Source organism: Saccharospirillum mangrovi (assembly GCF_003367315.1).
GTDB lineage: Bacteria > Pseudomonadota > Gammaproteobacteria > Pseudomonadales > Natronospirillaceae > Saccharospirillum > Saccharospirillum mangrovi.
Genome location: NZ_CP031415.1, coordinates 199,449 through 215,761 on the forward strand (window position 1 = coordinate 199,449; position 16,313 = coordinate 215,761).

Sequence of the window (16,313 nt, forward strand, 5' to 3'; positions counted from 1 at the left end):
GGCCAGCTTAGCGCTCTGGCAAGGGTTTGTCGTCCCTTGCGCGTGGTTGGAGCGCGGGCTTTGTTTTACACTGCCCGGCTCAATCTGCCTCGGAAATCGCCATGCTTTTGCGTCTGGAACAGTTGCAGTGCCGTTACGACGATCAACCGGTGATTCGCGATTTGTCGCTGAACGTCGCCCGAGGCGAACTCTGCGCTCTGCTCGGCCCGAGCGGTTGCGGTAAAAGCACGCTGTTGCACGCCATTGGCGGTTTTATTCAACCGAGCGCCGGCCGCATTGAACTGGACGGCCGCACCATTGCCACCGCCGCCGACGCCGTACCGCCGGAACAACGTGGTATCGGCATGGTGTTTCAGGAATACGCGCTGTTTCCGCATCTGAACGTGGCCGACAACGTTGGCTTTGGCCTGCGTCATCTGAACCGGGCCGAGCGCGCCCGGCGCGTGGCCGATACGCTGGCGCTGGTCAAACTGGCCGGTTTCGGTGAACGCTTCCCGCACGAATTGTCCGGCGGCCAGCAACAGCGCGTGGCGTTGGCGCGCGCGCTGGCACCGCAGCCGGCGTTGCTGTTGATGGACGAACCGTTTTCCAACCTCGACACCGAACTGCGCCGCTCGCTCTCAGCCGAGGTGCGCGAGATTCTGAAAATCGCCGGCACCACGGCCATTTTAGTAACGCACGACCGCGAAGAAGCCTTTGTCATGGCCGACAAACTCGGCGTGCTCAACGGCGGCGTACTGCAACAGTGGGACGCGCCGGATGTGGTTTATCAAAACCCGGCCACGCCAGCGGTGGCGCGGTTTGTCGGCGATGGCGATTTTGTGCCGGGCGAAGTTGTGGCCGCCGGTCGCGTGCGCACGGCCTTGGGTGAACTGACAACAACGGCCGGTTGGCCGGTCGGCACCGAGCTGGATGTTTACGTCCGTCCGGACGAGGTTGAGTTGGTGGACCAGGGCGGCGTGGCGGCGCGTTTAGTCAGCCGTTCGTTTTTGGGTACGCAGATGCGCGTGCGGCTGGCGTTGGCCGATGGCAGCCAGGTGCAGGCGTTGTTGCCGTCTCGTACGCCTATGCCCGATGACAGCGTGCAACTGCGCTTTCAGCCAGCACAGCTGGTCGCCTTTGAACGCGCTCAGGCGGCCAGTCTGGCTTAGTCGTTACGGCGACTGACCGAGCGGCTGAGCAGAATCACCGGTCCCAACCCCACCAGCACGATCAACAAAGCGCCCAAGGCTGAGGCTTCCAGTTTTTCGTCGGACGCGAACTGGAACACGTGCGTCGCCAGCGTATCGAAATTGAACGGCCGCAAGATCAAGGTCGCCGGCAACTCCTTCATGCAATCGACGAACACCACCAGCGCTGCCGTCAGCAAGCCCGGCCGGATTAACGGCAGATGCACCCGCCACAGCGTTTGCAGACTGGACTGGCCGAGCGAGCGCGCCGCGCGATCCATCTCCGGCGTCACCTTGGCGAGGCTCGATTCAACCGCCCCGGCCGCCACCGCCAGAAACCGCACCGAATACGCAAAGATCAACGCCACCACCGTGCCGCTCAGCAACAGGCCGGTGGAAATGCCGAAACTCGCACGCAGCAACGCATCGAGGCTGTTATCGAAGGCCGCCAGCGGAATCATCACGCCGATGGCGAGCACGGTGCCGGGCATGGCGTAACCGAGTTTGGCGAGGCCCACGCCAGCGTTCAGGCCACGGCTGGGAAACAGCCGTTTGCCATACGCCAGCAACACGCCCAAGGCCACCGTCACCAGCGCGGCACTGGCCGACAACAGCAGCGAATTCAGCGATAACTGGAAGAAATCCGGCGTCCAATAAGCGCCGAGATTGCGCAGCGCGTAGAACGCCAACCGACCCGCCGGAACGGCAAACCCCAGCACCAGCGGCAGCGCGCACAGTGTCCAGGCCAGCAATGCGCGGCCGCCGCGCAGCCGGTAGCGATCCGCCTGGCCGGACTGCCCAGCCGGGCTGTAATGCTGTTGGCGACGCCGACCAAAACGCTCCAAGCCGATCAGCACCACCACAAACCCCAACATCAGACTGGCAATCTGCGCCGCCCCGCCCAGGTTCGACTGGTTCAGCCAGGTGTCGTAAATGCCGATGCTCAGCGTGCGCACGGCGAAGTAATCGACGGTGCCGAAATCGTTCAGCGTTTCCATCAAGACCAGCGCCAGGCCGACGGCGATGGCCGGCCGTGCCATCGGCAACGACAAGCGATAGAAACTCTGCCAGGGCGTGCAACCGAGCGAGCGACTGGCGGCAACCATCGACCGCGCCTGATCGACAAAGGTCGCCCGCGCCAGCAAATAAACGTAGGGATAAAGCACCAGCGACAACATGGCGATGGCGCCGCCCATCGAACGAATCTCAGGAAACCAGTAGTCGCGTGCGCTGCGCCAACCGAATGCCTCGCGCAGCGCGCCTTGCAGCGGGCCGGCGAATTCGAGCAAATCGGTGTAGACGAAGGCGATCACATAAGCCGGTACGGCAAAGGGCAGCAACAACGCCCATTCAAACCAGCGCCGGCCGGGAAAATCGCAGGCGGACACCAGCCAGGCCGTGCTGACGCCGATTAAGGTTGCGCACAACCCAACGCCGAGCAGCAGCCGCACGGTGGCGTCGAGATAATAAAACAGCACCGTATCGACCAGATGGCGCCAGATGTTGTGGCTGGGAAACAGCGCCAGATAAAACACCGAGGCGATCGGCAACACCACCAGCGTTGCGGTCAGCAGAACGGCGAAACGCCAGCGCCGCGCCAGTCGGTTTTGGCCGAGGGCGTGGCGGCGTGGCATTGCCAGAGTGGTAACAGCGGTCATCGACGGCGGCGCTTAGAAGTCGTACGCCACCTCGTCGACCAGGCGTGATGCCTCGTCGATGTGATCGGTAATGGTGGTCAGGCTGAGCGGGTCTTCTTTGAAGTCGCCCATGTATTGTTTGATCAAATCTGAACGTTCGATGCCGGGGCGAACCGGGAACTCGAAGTTATCCTGAGCGTACAGATACTGCGCTTCCGGGCTGACCATAAATTCCATCAATGCGATGGCGTTGGCCTGGTTCGGCGCGTATTTCGCCAGCGCGATGCCAGAGATAAACATGTGCGCGCCACGGTCGTCCTGGTTCGGGAAGATCAGGTTCACTGAACGCGCCCAATCCTGCTGTTCCGGCTCTTCTTCGTTGGTCAGCATGGCACCGAAATAGTAGGAATTGCCCAGCGAAATATCGCAGACGCCATCGTGAATGGCCTTCACCTGAGAGCGGTCGTTGCCCTGCGGACGCCGCGCCAGATTGTGCTTCAAACCTTCCATCCATTCGCGGGTATAGGCTTCGCCATGATGCGCGATCATCGAGGCAAACAGCGACAGGTTGTAGCTGTGCTTACCGCTGCGGGTGCAGATACGGCCTTCCCATTCCGGGTCAGCCAGCTGTTCGTAAGTGGTGATTTCACCCGGCGCGACACGTTCTTTGGAGGCGTAGATGATGCGCGCGCGAGTGGTCAGACCGAACCAGTGGTTATCGGCGGCGCGGTATTGGGCCGGGATGTTGTCGAGCAGAATTGAGTCGTTAACGGGTTGCGTCAGGCCTTTGTTGTAGGCGCTCATCAACACCGTGGTGTTGGGTGTGATCAACACATCGACCGGGCTGTTGCGCGCTTCGGTTTCCATGCGTTCAACCAGGCCTTCGCCGTAAACGACGTTGGTCTGAATGCCGGTTTCTGCGGTAAAGGCCTCCAGCAGCGGTTCGATCAAAAAGGGTTGGCGGTAGGAGTAAATGTTCACTTCCTCGGCCCGAACCGAACCGGCGGCGAGACTGGCCGCCAGAGGCAACGCCATTAGGGCGGCCTTAATACGCATCGACATGTGGAATTCCCCGTTGGAAAGTTCGTTTGAAAGTCATTGTGATACGCATTCTCAATTTTTGTCGGCCAGAGTCAACTTGGCCGGCCCGAAGTGGCGGCGGATTTACCAAAGCCGGAAGCACAAAAAACCCGGCCAAAGCCGGGTTAGGAAGGCAAACGGAAGGCTCAGTCGCGGATGCGGTAAACAGTGGTGGTGCCGCTGACTTCGTTGGCAACGATCAACAGCGCTTCGCCGATCGGGCTGATGTCGGCCGGTACAAAGGCCATGCCTTCGGGGGCCAGATCGCCTGCATTTGCCAAAGTGGCCTCGGTGACGTCGCCATCGTCGGTGGCTTCGGCGACGTTGAAGTTGCGGTTGTTGATGTAGTCGAGGTACTCGACGTTCATCGGGTCGGTCACGTCGGCGACGATGAATCCGCCCATGCGTTCCAGACCAACAAACGCCAGCGTGCGGTCACCAACGCGACCCAGCGCTAACGCTTCGGGTTCCGGGCCTTTGTTGTCGCTGCGGTTGTCGATTTCCAGGGCGTCTTCATCGGTATTGAAGAATTCCGGGTAGGCCTCGGCGCTGACGCGCTCAAGCAGATCGCCGGAGTCGTACACCTGGCGGCCGTCGGCGGTGTAGATCGAGAACGAACGCGTGCCGTAGGCGTAAACCTTGTCGTAATCCCCGTCGCCATCGGTATCGCCGCGACCGGCGAGAATTTTCAGATCCTTGATGGCGTTCAGGTGCGCGATGGACGGGTCGAGATCAACATCGCCGATTTCGGTTTCATCCAGAAACACCAGGCAGCCGTCGTCTTCGTCGTAGTCGTACAGCGCGTTAGGCAGTGTGCCCTGGCACTCGGCTTCGGAAGCGGCGTCGGAGAAGTATTCGCGGGCGTCGCCTTCGTTGGCGGTGACGAAGTAGTCAACGCCGCCGACGCGGTAGCTGGCAATCGAATCCGGCTGGTAGACGCCCCACAAACCGGGCTGCGGCATCAGTACGGCGGCTTCGTCGTCTTTGTCGGCATCCAGCGCATTCTTAGCCAGGCCGTGATCTTTGAAACCGAGCGGCAGCAGCGCGGTGACACGCGGCGTGCCGTCCAGGCTGATGCGTGCTACGGCGTTGTTTTCCTGCAACGACACAAAAGCGGTGCGGCTGTCTTCACTGACGCTGATGTATTCCGGTTCCAGATCCTGCGAGAAACGGATGACGTTCGGGCGCGGGTTGTTGCCGCTTAAGATGTCGGCCGGGTGGCGGCGGTCGAAAGCGGTGAAGTTCAGTTGAATGCCCAGGTCAGCCGGGGTGCCGTTGGTGATCGGAATCACCGTGACGCTGCCTTCGGGGTCGCGCAGGTAATCGCCACGCGGTTCGCCTTCGTTGGCGGCCAGCGCAAAGCGGCCGTCGGGCGAGAAGGTCACCATGTCGGGCAAAGCGCCGGCCAGCACGCCTTTGACGAACTGGGTGTCGCCGTTGGCGTTGAGTCGATAGAACAGCACCGCGCCGTCCTGGGTTTTGTCGTCGTGTTCGACGGCGATGGCGAGCAAATCGTTTTTCACCGCCAGGCTGTTGGCACCGCCGATGGCAACGGTGCGCACACCGCCGCCCGGGGTGGCGACGCGTACCGATGTCGGCAGGCGGCCGGCGCGGGCGTGCAAATTGTCCAGCCGTATCGGGTCGGCTGCGGCCGTGGTCGGCAAGGTGTTCAGGTTGATGGCGGTGATTTGGCCGGTGGCGCCGTTGGTCATGTAGGCGTAACCGGAGGTCGGGTGAAACGACACAATTTCAGCGGCGCTTTCGGCAAAAATACCGCTGGTGTGGCGGCCGAGAACGTCGATGGTCAAATTGGATTCCGCGCTGACGCTGCCAATAACGGCAGTAGCCAGCAGCGTGGCAGCAAGGCGATGCGAGACGGGCGACATAAGAGTCCTCAATGTTTGGCGATGAATGTTGGGCAATAGGGTCGGCCGGAGCCTAGCGAGCAAAGATGACGCTTCGACGACAAACGGATGACAGCCCGGAGCCAGCGGATGACAGCCAACACAGCGCTGGGTTAGAGTCGCCGCTCATCGTTTGGAGGGCATGCAATGACCTGGGCAACCTGGCTGACCGTTGTCGGAATCTGTGTATTGGGCGCTATGTCGCCGGGGCCGTCGCTGGCGGTGGTATTGCGGCACACGCTGACCGGCGGTCGCCGTAACGGTGTGACGGTGGCGTTATTGCATGGTCTGGGCGTGGGGTTTTATGCACTGCTCAGCATTATTGGGCTGGCTGCGGTGATTACCGCCTCGCCGGTCGCGTTCGGCATTTTGCAGTGGGGCGGCGCGGCTTATCTGATCTGGCTGGGCATTCAGGGCTTGCGCGCCAAGCCGGGTGAAGTGACTGAATCGGAGCACGGCTCGACACGCGCCAGCGCCGCTCGTGACGGTTTTCTGGTGGTGTTTCTGAACCCGAAAATTGCCGTCTTCTTCCTGGCGTTGTTCAGTCAGGTCGTCGGTGTCGATACGTCTTTTGTTGCCAAACTGAGTTACGCCGCCACCGCCATGGTGATCGACGGCGCCTGGTATCTGCTGGTGGTCTGGCTGTTTTCCAACCCGCGTTGGCTCGATGGTTTGCGCCGCAGCAGCGTCTGGCTGGAACGGGTGTTTGGCGGCATTTTGATCGCTTTGGCCGGGCGATTGGTCATTGGCATTTTACGCACTTAACTGCGGCAAGCGGGCCTGCAACGCCCGCAACAAAGCCTGCGCCACCGGCTGGTGATACACCTGCTTGCGGCAGATCAAATACGCCGGGCGGCTCAGCCCGGAATCTCCCAAATCGACACACGCCTGCGCATCGGCCAATAAACGGGCGATGCCACGCGGTGCCAGCGCGTGGCCCCAACCCGACAGCGCCAGCCGCGTCGCCGCCAGTGACGATTCCACCGGCCAATGCGGCTTCAGCCCCAACGCCCGTGCGCGCGATTCGATGCCGCGCCAGGTGTTCGATTTCTCCTCAATGCAAATCACCGGCAGCGGGCGAGTGCTGTTTCGTTCAGACAACAACGCATCGCGATCGCCACCGCGAGCCACCAGCACCATCGGTTCGTCCAACAGCCGTTCGGCCACCAGCCCGGTGTGACTGGGCAGTTCACCGGCGCAGATGCCAAAGGGATAAGTACCGGCCAGCACGCGGTCGACGATGGTCGGCGAGCGGTGGGTGTGCAGAATCAAATCGAGTTCCGGCAGGGCGTCGCGAACTTGCACCAGCAAGGGCGCGCCCCAGGAGCTCAGAATGGCCTCCGATACCGCCATCGACACTTGCTCGCGCGCCTGCGCCTGGCGCTGACTGAGAGCGGTTTTCAGATCGGCCATCAGCGGTGCGACCTGCGCAACCAGAGCTTCGCCTTCGGCCGTGAGCAACGCGCGGCGGCCCTGGCGACGAATCAACGCCTTGCCCAATTGCTGCTCCAATTGGCCGATGCGCTTGCTGACCGCCGACTGGCTGATGCGCAACGACAGCGCCGCCGCGCTCATGGTGCCGTGCTGAACCAACGCCAGCAGCGCTTCCAACTGACTGAACATAACATTCCTAAATGGAAAGTATTTGTCGCCGATTATTCGCTATTTTCCAGTGTGTGCCCAGCCGATACTGGCGCGGTCAGACGCTTTTAAAACAACGAAAACAGACCATTCAGACAGAGGGTTCTCCATGTGGTTAGGCATCGTCGCTGTAATGGCGGCAACCAGTTTCTTGTCCGGCATTCTGGGCATGGGTGGCGGCATTATTCTGATGGGCGTGCTGGTGTTGCTGCTGCCGCTAGCCAGCGCCATGGTGCTGCACGCCTTAACGCAAATTGCCGCCAACGGCAGCCGCGCCTGGCTGCATCGCAAACACATTCACTGGGGCGTGATGCGCTGGTACGTGCTCGGCGGTCTGGTGGTGTTGGGGCTGTTTTTCTTTCTGTGGTTTGAAGTGCCCAAATCCTGGTTCTTTATCGGCCTGGGGACGATGGCGTTGATTGGCAACGTACTGCCCAAGTCGTTGCAGTTGGATGTCACCCGGCCGGCGCAATCGGTGGTCTGTGGCGCGCTGGTGACGGGTGGGCAGTTGTTCGTCGGCGTCGCCGGCAGCCTGCTCGATCTGTTCTTTATCCACGCCAAGCTGAACCGCTATCAGGTAGTGGCTACCAAGGCGGTGACCCAGACCAGCGGTCATTTGATGAAGCTGACCTTCTACGGCTCGCTGGTATTGAGCCAGCCCGAGGCCTTGGGCATTCCGGTCTGGGTGTACGTGGCGGTGATTCCGGCAGCGTTTCTGGGCACGCGGCTCGGTGCTGAAGTGCTGCACCGGCTCGACGACCAACAGTTCCGTCGCTACACCCGCTGGGTGCTCAACGGCGTCGGCGTGGTGTACATCACGCGCGGTGTGTTGATGCTGGTGGGTTAATTGTCGGTCGCGCTGCGTTGCGCCATAACGCGTTCGTAGGCGCGTTGCAGCCGCCGCAGTTTGATCGGATCCGTCTGCGGGTTCATCGCCAGATACATATCGACGGTACGAATGGTCAGCGCCGGTTCGATGTCGGGAAAGCCAGCGGCTTCGGCCAGTTGGTAGGCGCTGGCATCGGACGCGATCCAGACATCAATCTGATCGTGTGCCAGCCGTTGCGGGTTCAGCGAATCGTTGGGCAGCGTTGAGACGGTAAAACCCTGTTCCTGCAAAAACAGCGTTGCGGCGTCGTCTTCGTAGCCGCCGATGCGCAGACCGTTCAGGTCGTCGATGGACTCAATGTTCAGGTCGTTACCGGCGTACTTGAACAGAATCCAGTTGTATTGAGCGATGGGCCCGATCCAGGCAAAGAGGTCTTCGCGTGATTCCGTGCGGGCGGTGGAAAACAGCCCGTAGTTGGGCCGCTCCAGTGTGCGTTCGTAACCGACACTCCAGGTGCGCAAACGCAGCCGGTAACTGAGGCCCGATTCCGCCAGAATGGCTTTCACCAGATCGGTTGAACTGCCACCAATGTCTTCCCGCCAGTGTTCGAAATCGCGTCCGTGCAGCGAGTAGTTATAGCCACCGTAGTTTTCGGTGTAGAGGTAGAGCTCGGCCAGCGTTTCTGCCCGAAGCGACAGGCTCAGCAACCCAAGCAACAAGGTTATGGATACGGCACGCAGAGACTTCATCGACAGACGCCTGTTCAAACGGGCTGAGTGAACTATAGCGGACTGGGCGGCCTTTATCCTTGGGTGCGATCCAAAACAGGCGAATGCCTGTTTATTCCCCACAACACCCGAAGCCCCACCTCGGGTGTTGTGTTTTTTGCGGCCAATCAATCGTTTTCGCGATTATTTTCAATTTTTCCAACGAAACGACCAAAAATCCTACGAACGGTAAAACGATTTCTCAAACGGTCGTCGGTTAGCGTGGTGTTGCCCCCAGCGCTTTGGGGTTTTCATCCAACCGAGGGACCGATCATGCTTCGACCCAACTTTCGTTTTTATCGCACCTTTGTCTGGCTGCTGCTGTGTTTCGCACTCAGCGCCTGTGTTCCCAACCCGTTCGAATTCACCGAACCCGGCACGGCCAGGTTGGTGACCGACGAACGTTTCAATAACCCCGTGCTTTCCCAAGCCGGAATCATCGAATACAGCAGCAGTAATACCGACGTCGCGACTGTAGACGCCAACGGCCTGGTGGTGGCCCTGGCCCCCGGCCAAAGCCAAATCACCGCCACCCAAACGCTGGGCGAGCGCATTCAGAGCATCGATTACAGCGTGGAAGTGATTACCCGCCAGGCCAGCCTCAGCGCCTGGGTGGGGCCGTTGGGCAGTGAGCTGCAACTCTCTGACGGCACCGAAGGGGTGAATTTGTTCACCACCAGCGCGGCCAACTGCAACCCCATTCAATTCGCCAACTGCGCCAACAGCCAAAGCCAGCGCCTGCGCGGCGGCGTGCAGCGATCCACCTCCAGCGCGGCCGTAACGCTGAGCCAGCCGGGCTATGTTCGCTTGCAGCATGGCGAACATGAGTGGTCGGGGATGTTGAGTGCGGATCGGTTTGTGGGGCGGCAGGACCATGCCGTGGCCGCTTTCCAGGGGCGGTTATGGGTGATGGGTGGGGGGCGCCATCAATTTCCTGGCGACATCTGGTCCTCATCCGATGGCACCCACTGGGTGCAGCATGAATGGTCCGAACAGCCACCATTTGGCGCGCGCATCCATGCCGTGGTGTTCAACGATCAGCTCTGGGTGATCGACCCCGATAAAGGCACCGTCTGGTCCACCATCCCCTCGCCCGATCACGACACCGGCTTTGTCTGGCAACGGCAGGGCGACATTAGCCCGGGCTACACCCCTCGCAGCTACAGCCCGGTCATCGTCGCCAACAACGCCGAGGGCGAGCCGCGCATCTGGTTGTTGGGTGGGGGCATTGGTTCAGCGGCCCGCAACGACGTCTGGACGTTCGATGGCACCACTTGGCAAGCGGTGCGAACTGATGGCGCCAGCAACGGCTTTCCCGCTCGCGGCGCGCACCAGGCCGTGGCTTACGATGGCCGGCTTTGGGTGATCGGTGGGAATACTGCAAAAAGCCCAGCCAACAACGACATCTGGTCGTCCGACGATGGCATCACCTGGCGGCCGGACACCGAGCACGCCGAGTTTTCGGCTCGCATCCACCATCGTGTGATGGCCTACAACGACGGCAGCGGGGAACAACTGTGGCTGGTGGGTGGGCAGACACTGTTCGGACATAAAAACGATGTCTGGTCCTCCCGCGATGGCATTCACTGGACGCAGCGTCAGGTCGATGCCGATTTTCCGCCCCGAAACAACCACGCCCTGGCCGTCTTTCAACAGCAGCTTTGGCTGGTAGGGGGGTTTGCTAATAACGACCTGAACGACGTCTGGTCCACCCAAAACGGCGAAGACTGGCAACAACGCACCGCCGAAGCCCCGTTCAGCGGCCGCCAGGGCCACCAAACTGTCGTCTTCGACCATCGGCTTTGGGTGATCGGGGGTAATGAGGGTGGTACTAACTTGCCTTCCTACCAAAACGACCTCTGGTCCAGCAGCGATGGCCTGCACTGGCAACGCCATTTGCGCCATGCCGCTTTCACGGGTCGGAGCGGGCATCAAGTGGTGGCGTTCAACCAACGGCTGTGGCTGGTGGGCGGGCAGGATCGCTACGGGTACCAAAGCGATGTCTGGTCCAGCGCCGATGGCCTTCACTGGGAACGCTTGCTGACACAAGCGCCATTCGCCGGTCGGCGCGGCCACGCCCTGGTGGTGTTCGACCAACGCCTGTGGGTGATTGGCGGCCAATCTGCCGATGGCAACCACAACGACGTCTGGTCGTCCCCCAACGGCATCGACTGGACCGAAGAAACCAGCGCAGCCAGTTTCACCGCCCGGCAGGGCCATCAGGTGGTGGTGTTCAACGGCCAGCTTTGGTTGATCGGTGGTTCAGAAGCAGGTTTCGATTCAAACGGAGGTAACAACGATATCTGGTCCTCCAGCGACGGCCGCCATTGGCAGCTGCGCGTGGACGCGGCTGACTTCGCACCGCGTTTTGGTCATCAGGTGATGGTCACTCAGGAGGCCGGGAGTGAACGGCTTTGGTTGGTGTACGGTGGTAATGGAGGCAGCATCCAAAACGACATCTGGACTTCCCGCGATGGCGTGCACTGGTACAGCGAACTTAAAGATTACGACACACGGTTCTCCGCCCGCACTGGCCACCAGGCCTTGGTCTTCAACCAGGACTTCTGGGTGATTGGCGGGGTAGAAGCGAGGGGCACTAACACCCTAAAACACGACATCTGGCGCTCAGCCGATGGGTTGAGCTGGCAGAAGGGGTTGCAGGTGGACGTTGAGTTCCAGTGAGGTTAACCGAGGTAACGCCTGTGCGGTTCTGAATCAGGCGGGTCGCTGAAACCGGAACCGCTTAAAACGCCCGATGCTTTTTTGCGTTGGGCGTTTTTTTGTTTTGGTGGGAAAGACATTCAGGCACCTTGAGTAAATCCTGTCATCCCGGACGGCGGAAGGACATTCAGGCAGCTAAATAAACCCCGTCATCCCGGACGAAGATCCGGCTGGGCCGGCACACCGGATCTCTAGTGGGGCTGAGAACAGCCATCTAACCGCTAACCCGCAAAGACAAAAAAAGGGAGGCATTTGCCTCCCTTTTAGGTTTTTTGCCGTCTGACTCAGTGGCCGAGAATCTGGCTCAGGAAGAGCTTGGTGCGGTCACTTTGCGGGTTGTTGAAGAACTCGTGCGGTTCGTTTTCTTCGATGATCTGGCCGGCATCCATAAAGATCACCCGGTCGGCCACTTCTTTGGCGAAGCCCATTTCGTGCGTGACACACAACATGGTCATGCCTTCTTTGGCCAGTTCGATCATCACATCGAGTACTTCTTTGATCATTTCCGGGTCGAGCGCCGAGGTCGGCTCATCGAACAGCATGACCTTGGGGTTCATGCACAGCGAGCGGGCAATCGCCACGCGCTGTTGCTGACCGCCCGACAACTGACCCGGGTATTTGTGCGCCTGCTCGGCAATTTTCACCCGCGCCAGGAATTTCATCGCGGTTTCTTCGGCTTCGGCTTTCGGGCGCTTCAGTACGAACATCGGCGCCAGCGTCAGGTTTTCCATCACTGTCAGGTGCGGGAACAGGTTGAAGTGCTGGAACACCATGCCGACATCCTTGCGGATTTCTTCGATGTTCTTAACGTTGTCGGTCAGCGCAATTCCGTTCACGGAAACGTCGCCCTGCTGGTGTTCTTCCAGCCGGTTGAAGCACCGGATCATCGTCGATTTGCCGGAACCGGACGGGCCGCAAATAACGATGCGCTCGCCTTGTTTGACGTCGAGGTTGATGTCGCGCAGTACGTGAAATTCGCCGTACCACTTGTTCATGTTTTTGACCTGAATCACCGATTCGCGATCGGCCAGTTGGCGTTGTTCAGTCATGGTCGAACTCTCCTAGTGAGACATGCCTTTGTGCATTTCGCGATCGAGATAGAGGGCGTAACGCGACATAAAGAAACAGAAGCAGAAATAAATGATGGCGATGAAGACGTAGCCTTCGATGTACTGCTGTCGCCAGGTCGGGTCGTTGATCGCAGCTTTGGTGGCGGCGAGCAAGTCGAACAGACCGATGATGGTGACCAGCGAGGTGTCTTTGAACAGCGAGATGAAGGTACTCATCGTCGGCGGAATCACCAGACGCAGTGCCTGCGGCAGAATGATTTTGCTCATTTTCTGCCAGTAGCTCAGGCCCAGGGCGTCGGCGGCTTCGTACTGACCCGACGGAATCGCCTGCATACCACCACGGAACACTTCAGCCAGATAAGCCGCCTGGAAGAAGATGATGCCCACCTGCGCCCGCAGCATTTTGTTGATCGACACGCCGTCCGGCAGGAACAACGGAAACATCAACGACGCCATGAACAGTACGGAAATCAGCGGTACACCGCGGAAGACTTCAATAAACACCACGCAGATAACGCGCACGAACGGCATTTCCGAGCGACGGCCCAGTGCCAGAATCAGTGCCAGCGGCGCGGCGAAGGCGATGCCGACCACGGCCAGAATCAACGTCAGCGTCAAACCGCCCCAGTTGTTGCTGCTGACCGGGCGCAAGCCCAGCACGCCGCCACCGAGGATGATGTACATGACGAAGAAACCAACCACCCAGGCAACGGCCAGCCAGGGGCTCCAGAAGCGACGGTTCATGCTCACCAGAATGCCGGCCAGCAGCATGAAGATGGCAATCAGCGGGCGCCATTGAGACTCTGCCGGGTAGGTGCCGAACAGCAGGAAGCGGTAGTTGTCGTGGACAAAGGCCCAGCAGGCACCACTGACTTCACCACAGAATTCCTTGCTCGGACTGAAGCTGGCGTGCACCAAACCCCAGCCGACCAGGGCGCTGAGGATTTCCCACAGCACATAGATGCACACCAGGCTGACGATGCTGTTCAGCGGTGTGGAAAACAGATTATTTCTCAGCCAGCGCACGCTGCGTTTCCAGGTGGTGCCACCGGTCGGGCGCGCCTGGCTTGGGATCATGGAAGTCATCTTAACGCTCCACCAGCGCCATGCGCTTGTTGTACCAGTTCATGAACACCGAGATCAGCAAGCTGATGCCCAGGTAGACCGTCATAAAGATCGCCACGCCTTCCACCGCCTGACCCGTCTGGTTCATGGTGGTGTTGGAAATGGAGACCAGCTCGGGGTAGCCGATGGCAACCGCCAGCGAGGAGTTTTTGGTCAGGTTCAGATATTGGTTGGTCAGCGGCGGAATGATGACGCGCAATGCCTGCGGCAAAATGATCAGACGCATCGTCCAGCTCGGTTTCAGGCCCAGCGAGGTTGAGGCTTCGCTCTGGCCTTTGGGCACCGACTGAATACCGGAGCGCACGACTTCGGCGATGTAGGTTGCGGTGTAGACCGTCAAGCCCAGCAGCAGCGTGAAAAACTCCGGCGACATGTTCAGGCCGCCTTTGAAGTTGAAACCCTGCAAGGCCGGAACGTTCATTTCCACCGGCGCGCCGAACAGCAGCCAGGTGAGAATCGGCAGGCCGACAATGATGCCCAGGCCGACGCTCAAGTGCGGGAATACCTGACCAGTCGCTTCGAGCCGTTTGAAACTCCAGCGGCGCAACACGAACGAACCGATGATGCCGACGACAAAGGCGATGAACACCCAGAACCAGGCCGGGTTGTCGGCTGGAATCGGGATGTAGAGGCCGCGATTGGTCAGGAAGGTGCCCGGCAGCGGATTCAACGCCTGACGCACGCCGGGCAGACCGTTGGTGATCAGGGCGTACCAGAAAAACAATTGCAGCAACAAAGGCACGTTGCGGAATAAATCGATGTAAGACTTGCCGATGAAACGCACCAGCCAGTTCTTCGACACCAGGCCAATACCGATCAGGGTACCGATGATCGTCGCCAGAATGATGCCGGTCAGCGACACCTTGATGGTGTTCAGAATGCCAACCGCCAGTGCGCGGCCGTAGTTGTCTTGCGGACTGTAGGAAATGACGCTTTCGCTGATACCGAAGGCGGCTTCGCGATCGAGGAAGCCAAAACCGGTGGCGATGTTTTGTTCATCCAGGTTGGTCTGAACGTTACTGACCAGATACCAGCCAAGAAAGAAGACGCCGCCAAACACCAGAACCTGATAAATGATCGAGCGTACGGTCTTGTCGTAAAGCAAGGCCATCAATGGCCGGGCGGTGTCGCTAGGGTGTTTGGGAGCCATAACCCAAGGTCTCCAATGAGTTGCCCGAGGTTTCCAATAGTGTTTGGAAATACCGTGATTGTCTGAGCGAAACAGCGGGCCTGTGCGGCCCGCTTATAGAAAAGGCCACTCACCAGGAGTGGCCGCGACTCGTCTTAGCGAATCGGATAGGCGTACATCAGGCCGCCGTCTTTCCACAGGGCGTTCAGACCACGGTCCAGACCCAGTTTCTCAGTGACGTTGCGGTCATAAGCTTCGCCGTAGTTACCGACTTGCTTGATGATGTTGTAAGCCCAGTCTTCGTCTACGCCCAGAGCTTCACCCATACCCGGAGTGACGCCCAGGAAACGCTGGATGCCCGGGTTGGTGCTGTCGAGCATGTCGTCAACGTTTTCAGAGGTGATGCCGTACTCTTCGGCTTCAACCATGGCCAGCAGAGACCATTTAACGATGTCGAACCACTCGTCATCGCCGTGACGAACAACAGGACCCAGAGGCTCTTTAGAGATTACTTCCGGCAGAACGACGTAGTCGTCCGGGTTTTCAGCAGAGACCATACGAGCAGACGCCAGACCACCACGGTCAGTGGTGTAAACGTCACAGCGGCCTGAGAAGAAGGCAGCGGTTACTTCAGTGGTGTTTTCGATAACCACCGGCTCGAAGTCCATGCCGTTGGCACGGAAGTAGTCAGCCAGGTTCAGCTCGGTAGTGGTACCCGGCTCAACGCAGACAGCGGCGCCGTCCAGTTGAGTTGCGCTGGTAACACCCAGGTCTTTACGAACCAGGAAGCCTTGACCGTCGTAGTAGTTCACACCGGCGAAGTTCAGACCCAGGCTGGTGTCGCGAGTCAGAGTCCAGGTGGTGACACGAGACAGCATGTCGATTTCACCAGACTGCAGCGCGGTGAAACGCTGGGCAGCGGTCAGCGGGGTGTATTGAACGGCTTCGGAATCACCGAACACGGCGGCTGCAACGGCGCGGCAGACGTCAACGTCCAGACCTTCCCAGGAACCGCTGGCGCTGGAAGCGAAACCAGGCAGTGAAGTGTTTACGCCGCATTTGACGTAGCCTTGGCTCTTAACGGCGTCAACGGTGTCGCCTGCCTGAACACCACCGGCCACCATGGTCAGTGACAGAGCGGCAGCGGCCGTTGTGCTGGTCAGTTTCTTAAGCATCTTACTCTCCGTTTCACATTGCTTTTTTTTATTGCCGAGAGATGAAAGCGTCAGCTCTCGGCCCTA

Annotated in this window: 13 protein-coding genes; 4 read left to right on the forward strand and 9 right to left on the reverse strand. The window is 59.7% G+C overall.

Annotation, left to right across the window (positions count from 1 at the left end):
- Positions 1 to 101 precede the first annotated feature (101 nt).
- Positions 102 to 1,151 (forward strand): ABC transporter ATP-binding protein, encoded by a 1,050-nt coding sequence (locus DW349_RS01000; RefSeq protein ID WP_108125819.1) that lies wholly within the window; start codon positions 102 to 104, stop codon positions 1,149 to 1,151.
- Here the strand turns inward: DW349_RS01000 and DW349_RS01005 are convergent.
- The 3 genes from DW349_RS01005 to DW349_RS01015 form a co-directional block, all read right to left on the reverse strand.
- Complete coding sequence (locus DW349_RS01005) at positions 1,148 to 2,827, reverse strand: ABC transporter permease (protein ID WP_108125820.1); 1,680 nt, start codon at positions 2,825 to 2,827, stop codon at positions 1,148 to 1,150. The two genes, DW349_RS01000 and DW349_RS01005, sit on opposite strands and share 4 nt — an antisense overlap.
- A 12-nt stretch (positions 2,828 to 2,839) precedes the next feature.
- Entirely contained in the window at positions 2,840 to 3,868 is a 1,029-nt protein-coding gene (locus DW349_RS01010; protein WP_306418328.1) for a Fe(3+) ABC transporter substrate-binding protein, read from the reverse strand.
- A 164-nt stretch (positions 3,869 to 4,032) separates the two neighbouring features.
- Entirely contained in the window at positions 4,033 to 5,772 is a 1,740-nt protein-coding gene (locus DW349_RS01015; RefSeq protein WP_108125821.1) for a choice-of-anchor I family protein, read from the reverse strand.
- A gap of 165 nt (positions 5,773 to 5,937) precedes the next feature.
- Here DW349_RS01015 and DW349_RS01020 point away from each other — a divergent pair, with 165 nt between their 5' ends.
- A complete protein-coding gene (locus DW349_RS01020; RefSeq protein ID WP_108125822.1) occupies positions 5,938 to 6,555 on the forward strand; it encodes a LysE family translocator in 618 nt (205 codons plus the stop codon).
- Here the strand turns inward: DW349_RS01020 and DW349_RS01025 are convergent.
- Positions 6,544 to 7,413 carry a LysR family transcriptional regulator gene (locus DW349_RS01025; RefSeq protein WP_108125823.1) on the reverse strand — a complete coding sequence of 290 codons (870 nt, stop codon included), beginning with the start codon at positions 7,411 to 7,413 and terminating at the stop codon, positions 6,544 to 6,546. The genes DW349_RS01020 and DW349_RS01025 overlap by 12 nt on opposite strands.
- Before the next feature lie 127 nt (positions 7,414 to 7,540).
- Here DW349_RS01025 and DW349_RS01030 point away from each other — a divergent pair, with 127 nt between their 5' ends.
- Positions 7,541 to 8,278, forward strand: coding sequence for a TSUP family transporter (locus DW349_RS01030; RefSeq protein WP_108125824.1), 738 nt, complete (start codon positions 7,541 to 7,543; stop codon positions 8,276 to 8,278).
- On the opposite strand, the gene DW349_RS01035 is transcribed toward DW349_RS01030, so the two are convergent.
- Positions 8,275 to 9,009, reverse strand: coding sequence for a substrate-binding periplasmic protein (locus DW349_RS01035; RefSeq protein ID WP_108125825.1), 735 nt, complete (start codon positions 9,007 to 9,009; stop codon positions 8,275 to 8,277). The genes DW349_RS01030 and DW349_RS01035 overlap by 4 nt on opposite strands.
- A gap of 291 nt (positions 9,010 to 9,300) precedes the next feature.
- Between DW349_RS01035 and DW349_RS01040 the strand changes: the two genes are divergently transcribed.
- Positions 9,301 to 11,709, forward strand: a complete 2,409-nt coding sequence (locus DW349_RS01040; RefSeq protein WP_108125826.1) for a Kelch repeat-containing protein — start codon at positions 9,301 to 9,303, stop codon at positions 11,707 to 11,709.
- A gap of 323 nt (positions 11,710 to 12,032) precedes the next feature.
- Here DW349_RS01040 and DW349_RS17435 read toward each other — a convergent pair whose 3' ends face one another.
- The 4 genes from DW349_RS17435 to DW349_RS01055 all read right to left on the reverse strand — a co-directional run bounded on the left by DW349_RS17435 (position 12,033) and on the right by DW349_RS01055 (position 16,247).
- A complete protein-coding gene (locus tag DW349_RS17435; RefSeq protein WP_269801840.1) occupies positions 12,033 to 12,797 on the reverse strand; it encodes an amino acid ABC transporter ATP-binding protein in 765 nt (254 codons plus the stop codon).
- A 12-nt stretch (positions 12,798 to 12,809) separates the two neighbouring features.
- The gene (locus DW349_RS17440; RefSeq protein WP_198650502.1) at positions 12,810 to 13,904 is read right to left on the reverse strand and encodes an amino acid ABC transporter permease; all 1,095 of its coding nucleotides are present in this window, start codon (positions 13,902 to 13,904) and stop codon (positions 12,810 to 12,812) included.
- A gap of 1 nt (position 13,905) precedes the next feature.
- On the reverse strand, positions 13,906 to 15,093 hold the full coding sequence (locus DW349_RS01050) for an amino acid ABC transporter permease (RefSeq protein WP_108125827.1): 1,188 nt from the start codon (positions 15,091 to 15,093) through the stop codon (positions 13,906 to 13,908).
- Positions 15,094 to 15,227: 134 nt separating this feature from the next.
- Positions 15,228 to 16,247, reverse strand: coding sequence for an amino acid ABC transporter substrate-binding protein (locus DW349_RS01055; RefSeq protein ID WP_108125828.1), 1,020 nt, complete (start codon positions 16,245 to 16,247; stop codon positions 15,228 to 15,230).
- Positions 16,248 to 16,313 lie beyond the last annotated feature (66 nt).

Coding starts and splice junctions, on each gene's coding strand:
- DW349_RS17440 (WP_198650502.1), bottom strand. CDS start 13,904: ATGACTTCCATGATCCCAAGCCAGGCGCGCCCGACCGGTGGCACCACC.
- DW349_RS01015 (WP_108125821.1), bottom strand. CDS start 5,772: ATGTCGCCCGTCTCGCATCGCCTTGCTGCCACGCTGCTGGCTACTGCC.
- DW349_RS01005 (WP_108125820.1), bottom strand. CDS start 2,827: ATGACCGCTGTTACCACTCTGGCAATGCCACGCCGCCACGCCCTCGGC.
- DW349_RS01030 (WP_108125824.1), top strand. CDS start 7,541: ATGTGGTTAGGCATCGTCGCTGTAATGGCGGCAACCAGTTTCTTGTCC.
- DW349_RS01035 (WP_108125825.1), bottom strand. CDS start 9,009: ATGAAGTCTCTGCGTGCCGTATCCATAACCTTGTTGCTTGGGTTGCTG.
- DW349_RS01000 (WP_108125819.1), top strand. CDS start 102: ATGCTTTTGCGTCTGGAACAGTTGCAGTGCCGTTACGACGATCAACCG.
- DW349_RS17435 (WP_269801840.1), bottom strand. CDS start 12,797: ATGACTGAACAACGCCAACTGGCCGATCGCGAATCGGTGATTCAGGTC.
- DW349_RS01010 (WP_306418328.1), bottom strand. CDS start 3,868: ATGTCGATGCGTATTAAGGCCGCCCTAATGGCGTTGCCTCTGGCGGCC.
- DW349_RS01050 (WP_108125827.1), bottom strand. CDS start 15,093: ATGGCTCCCAAACACCCTAGCGACACCGCCCGGCCATTGATGGCCTTG.
- DW349_RS01055 (WP_108125828.1), bottom strand. CDS start 16,247: ATGCTTAAGAAACTGACCAGCACAACGGCCGCTGCCGCTCTGTCACTG.
- DW349_RS01020 (WP_108125822.1), top strand. CDS start 5,938: ATGACCTGGGCAACCTGGCTGACCGTTGTCGGAATCTGTGTATTGGGC.
- DW349_RS01040 (WP_108125826.1), top strand. CDS start 9,301: ATGCTTCGACCCAACTTTCGTTTTTATCGCACCTTTGTCTGGCTGCTG.
- DW349_RS01025 (WP_108125823.1), bottom strand. CDS start 7,413: ATGTTCAGTCAGTTGGAAGCGCTGCTGGCGTTGGTTCAGCACGGCACC.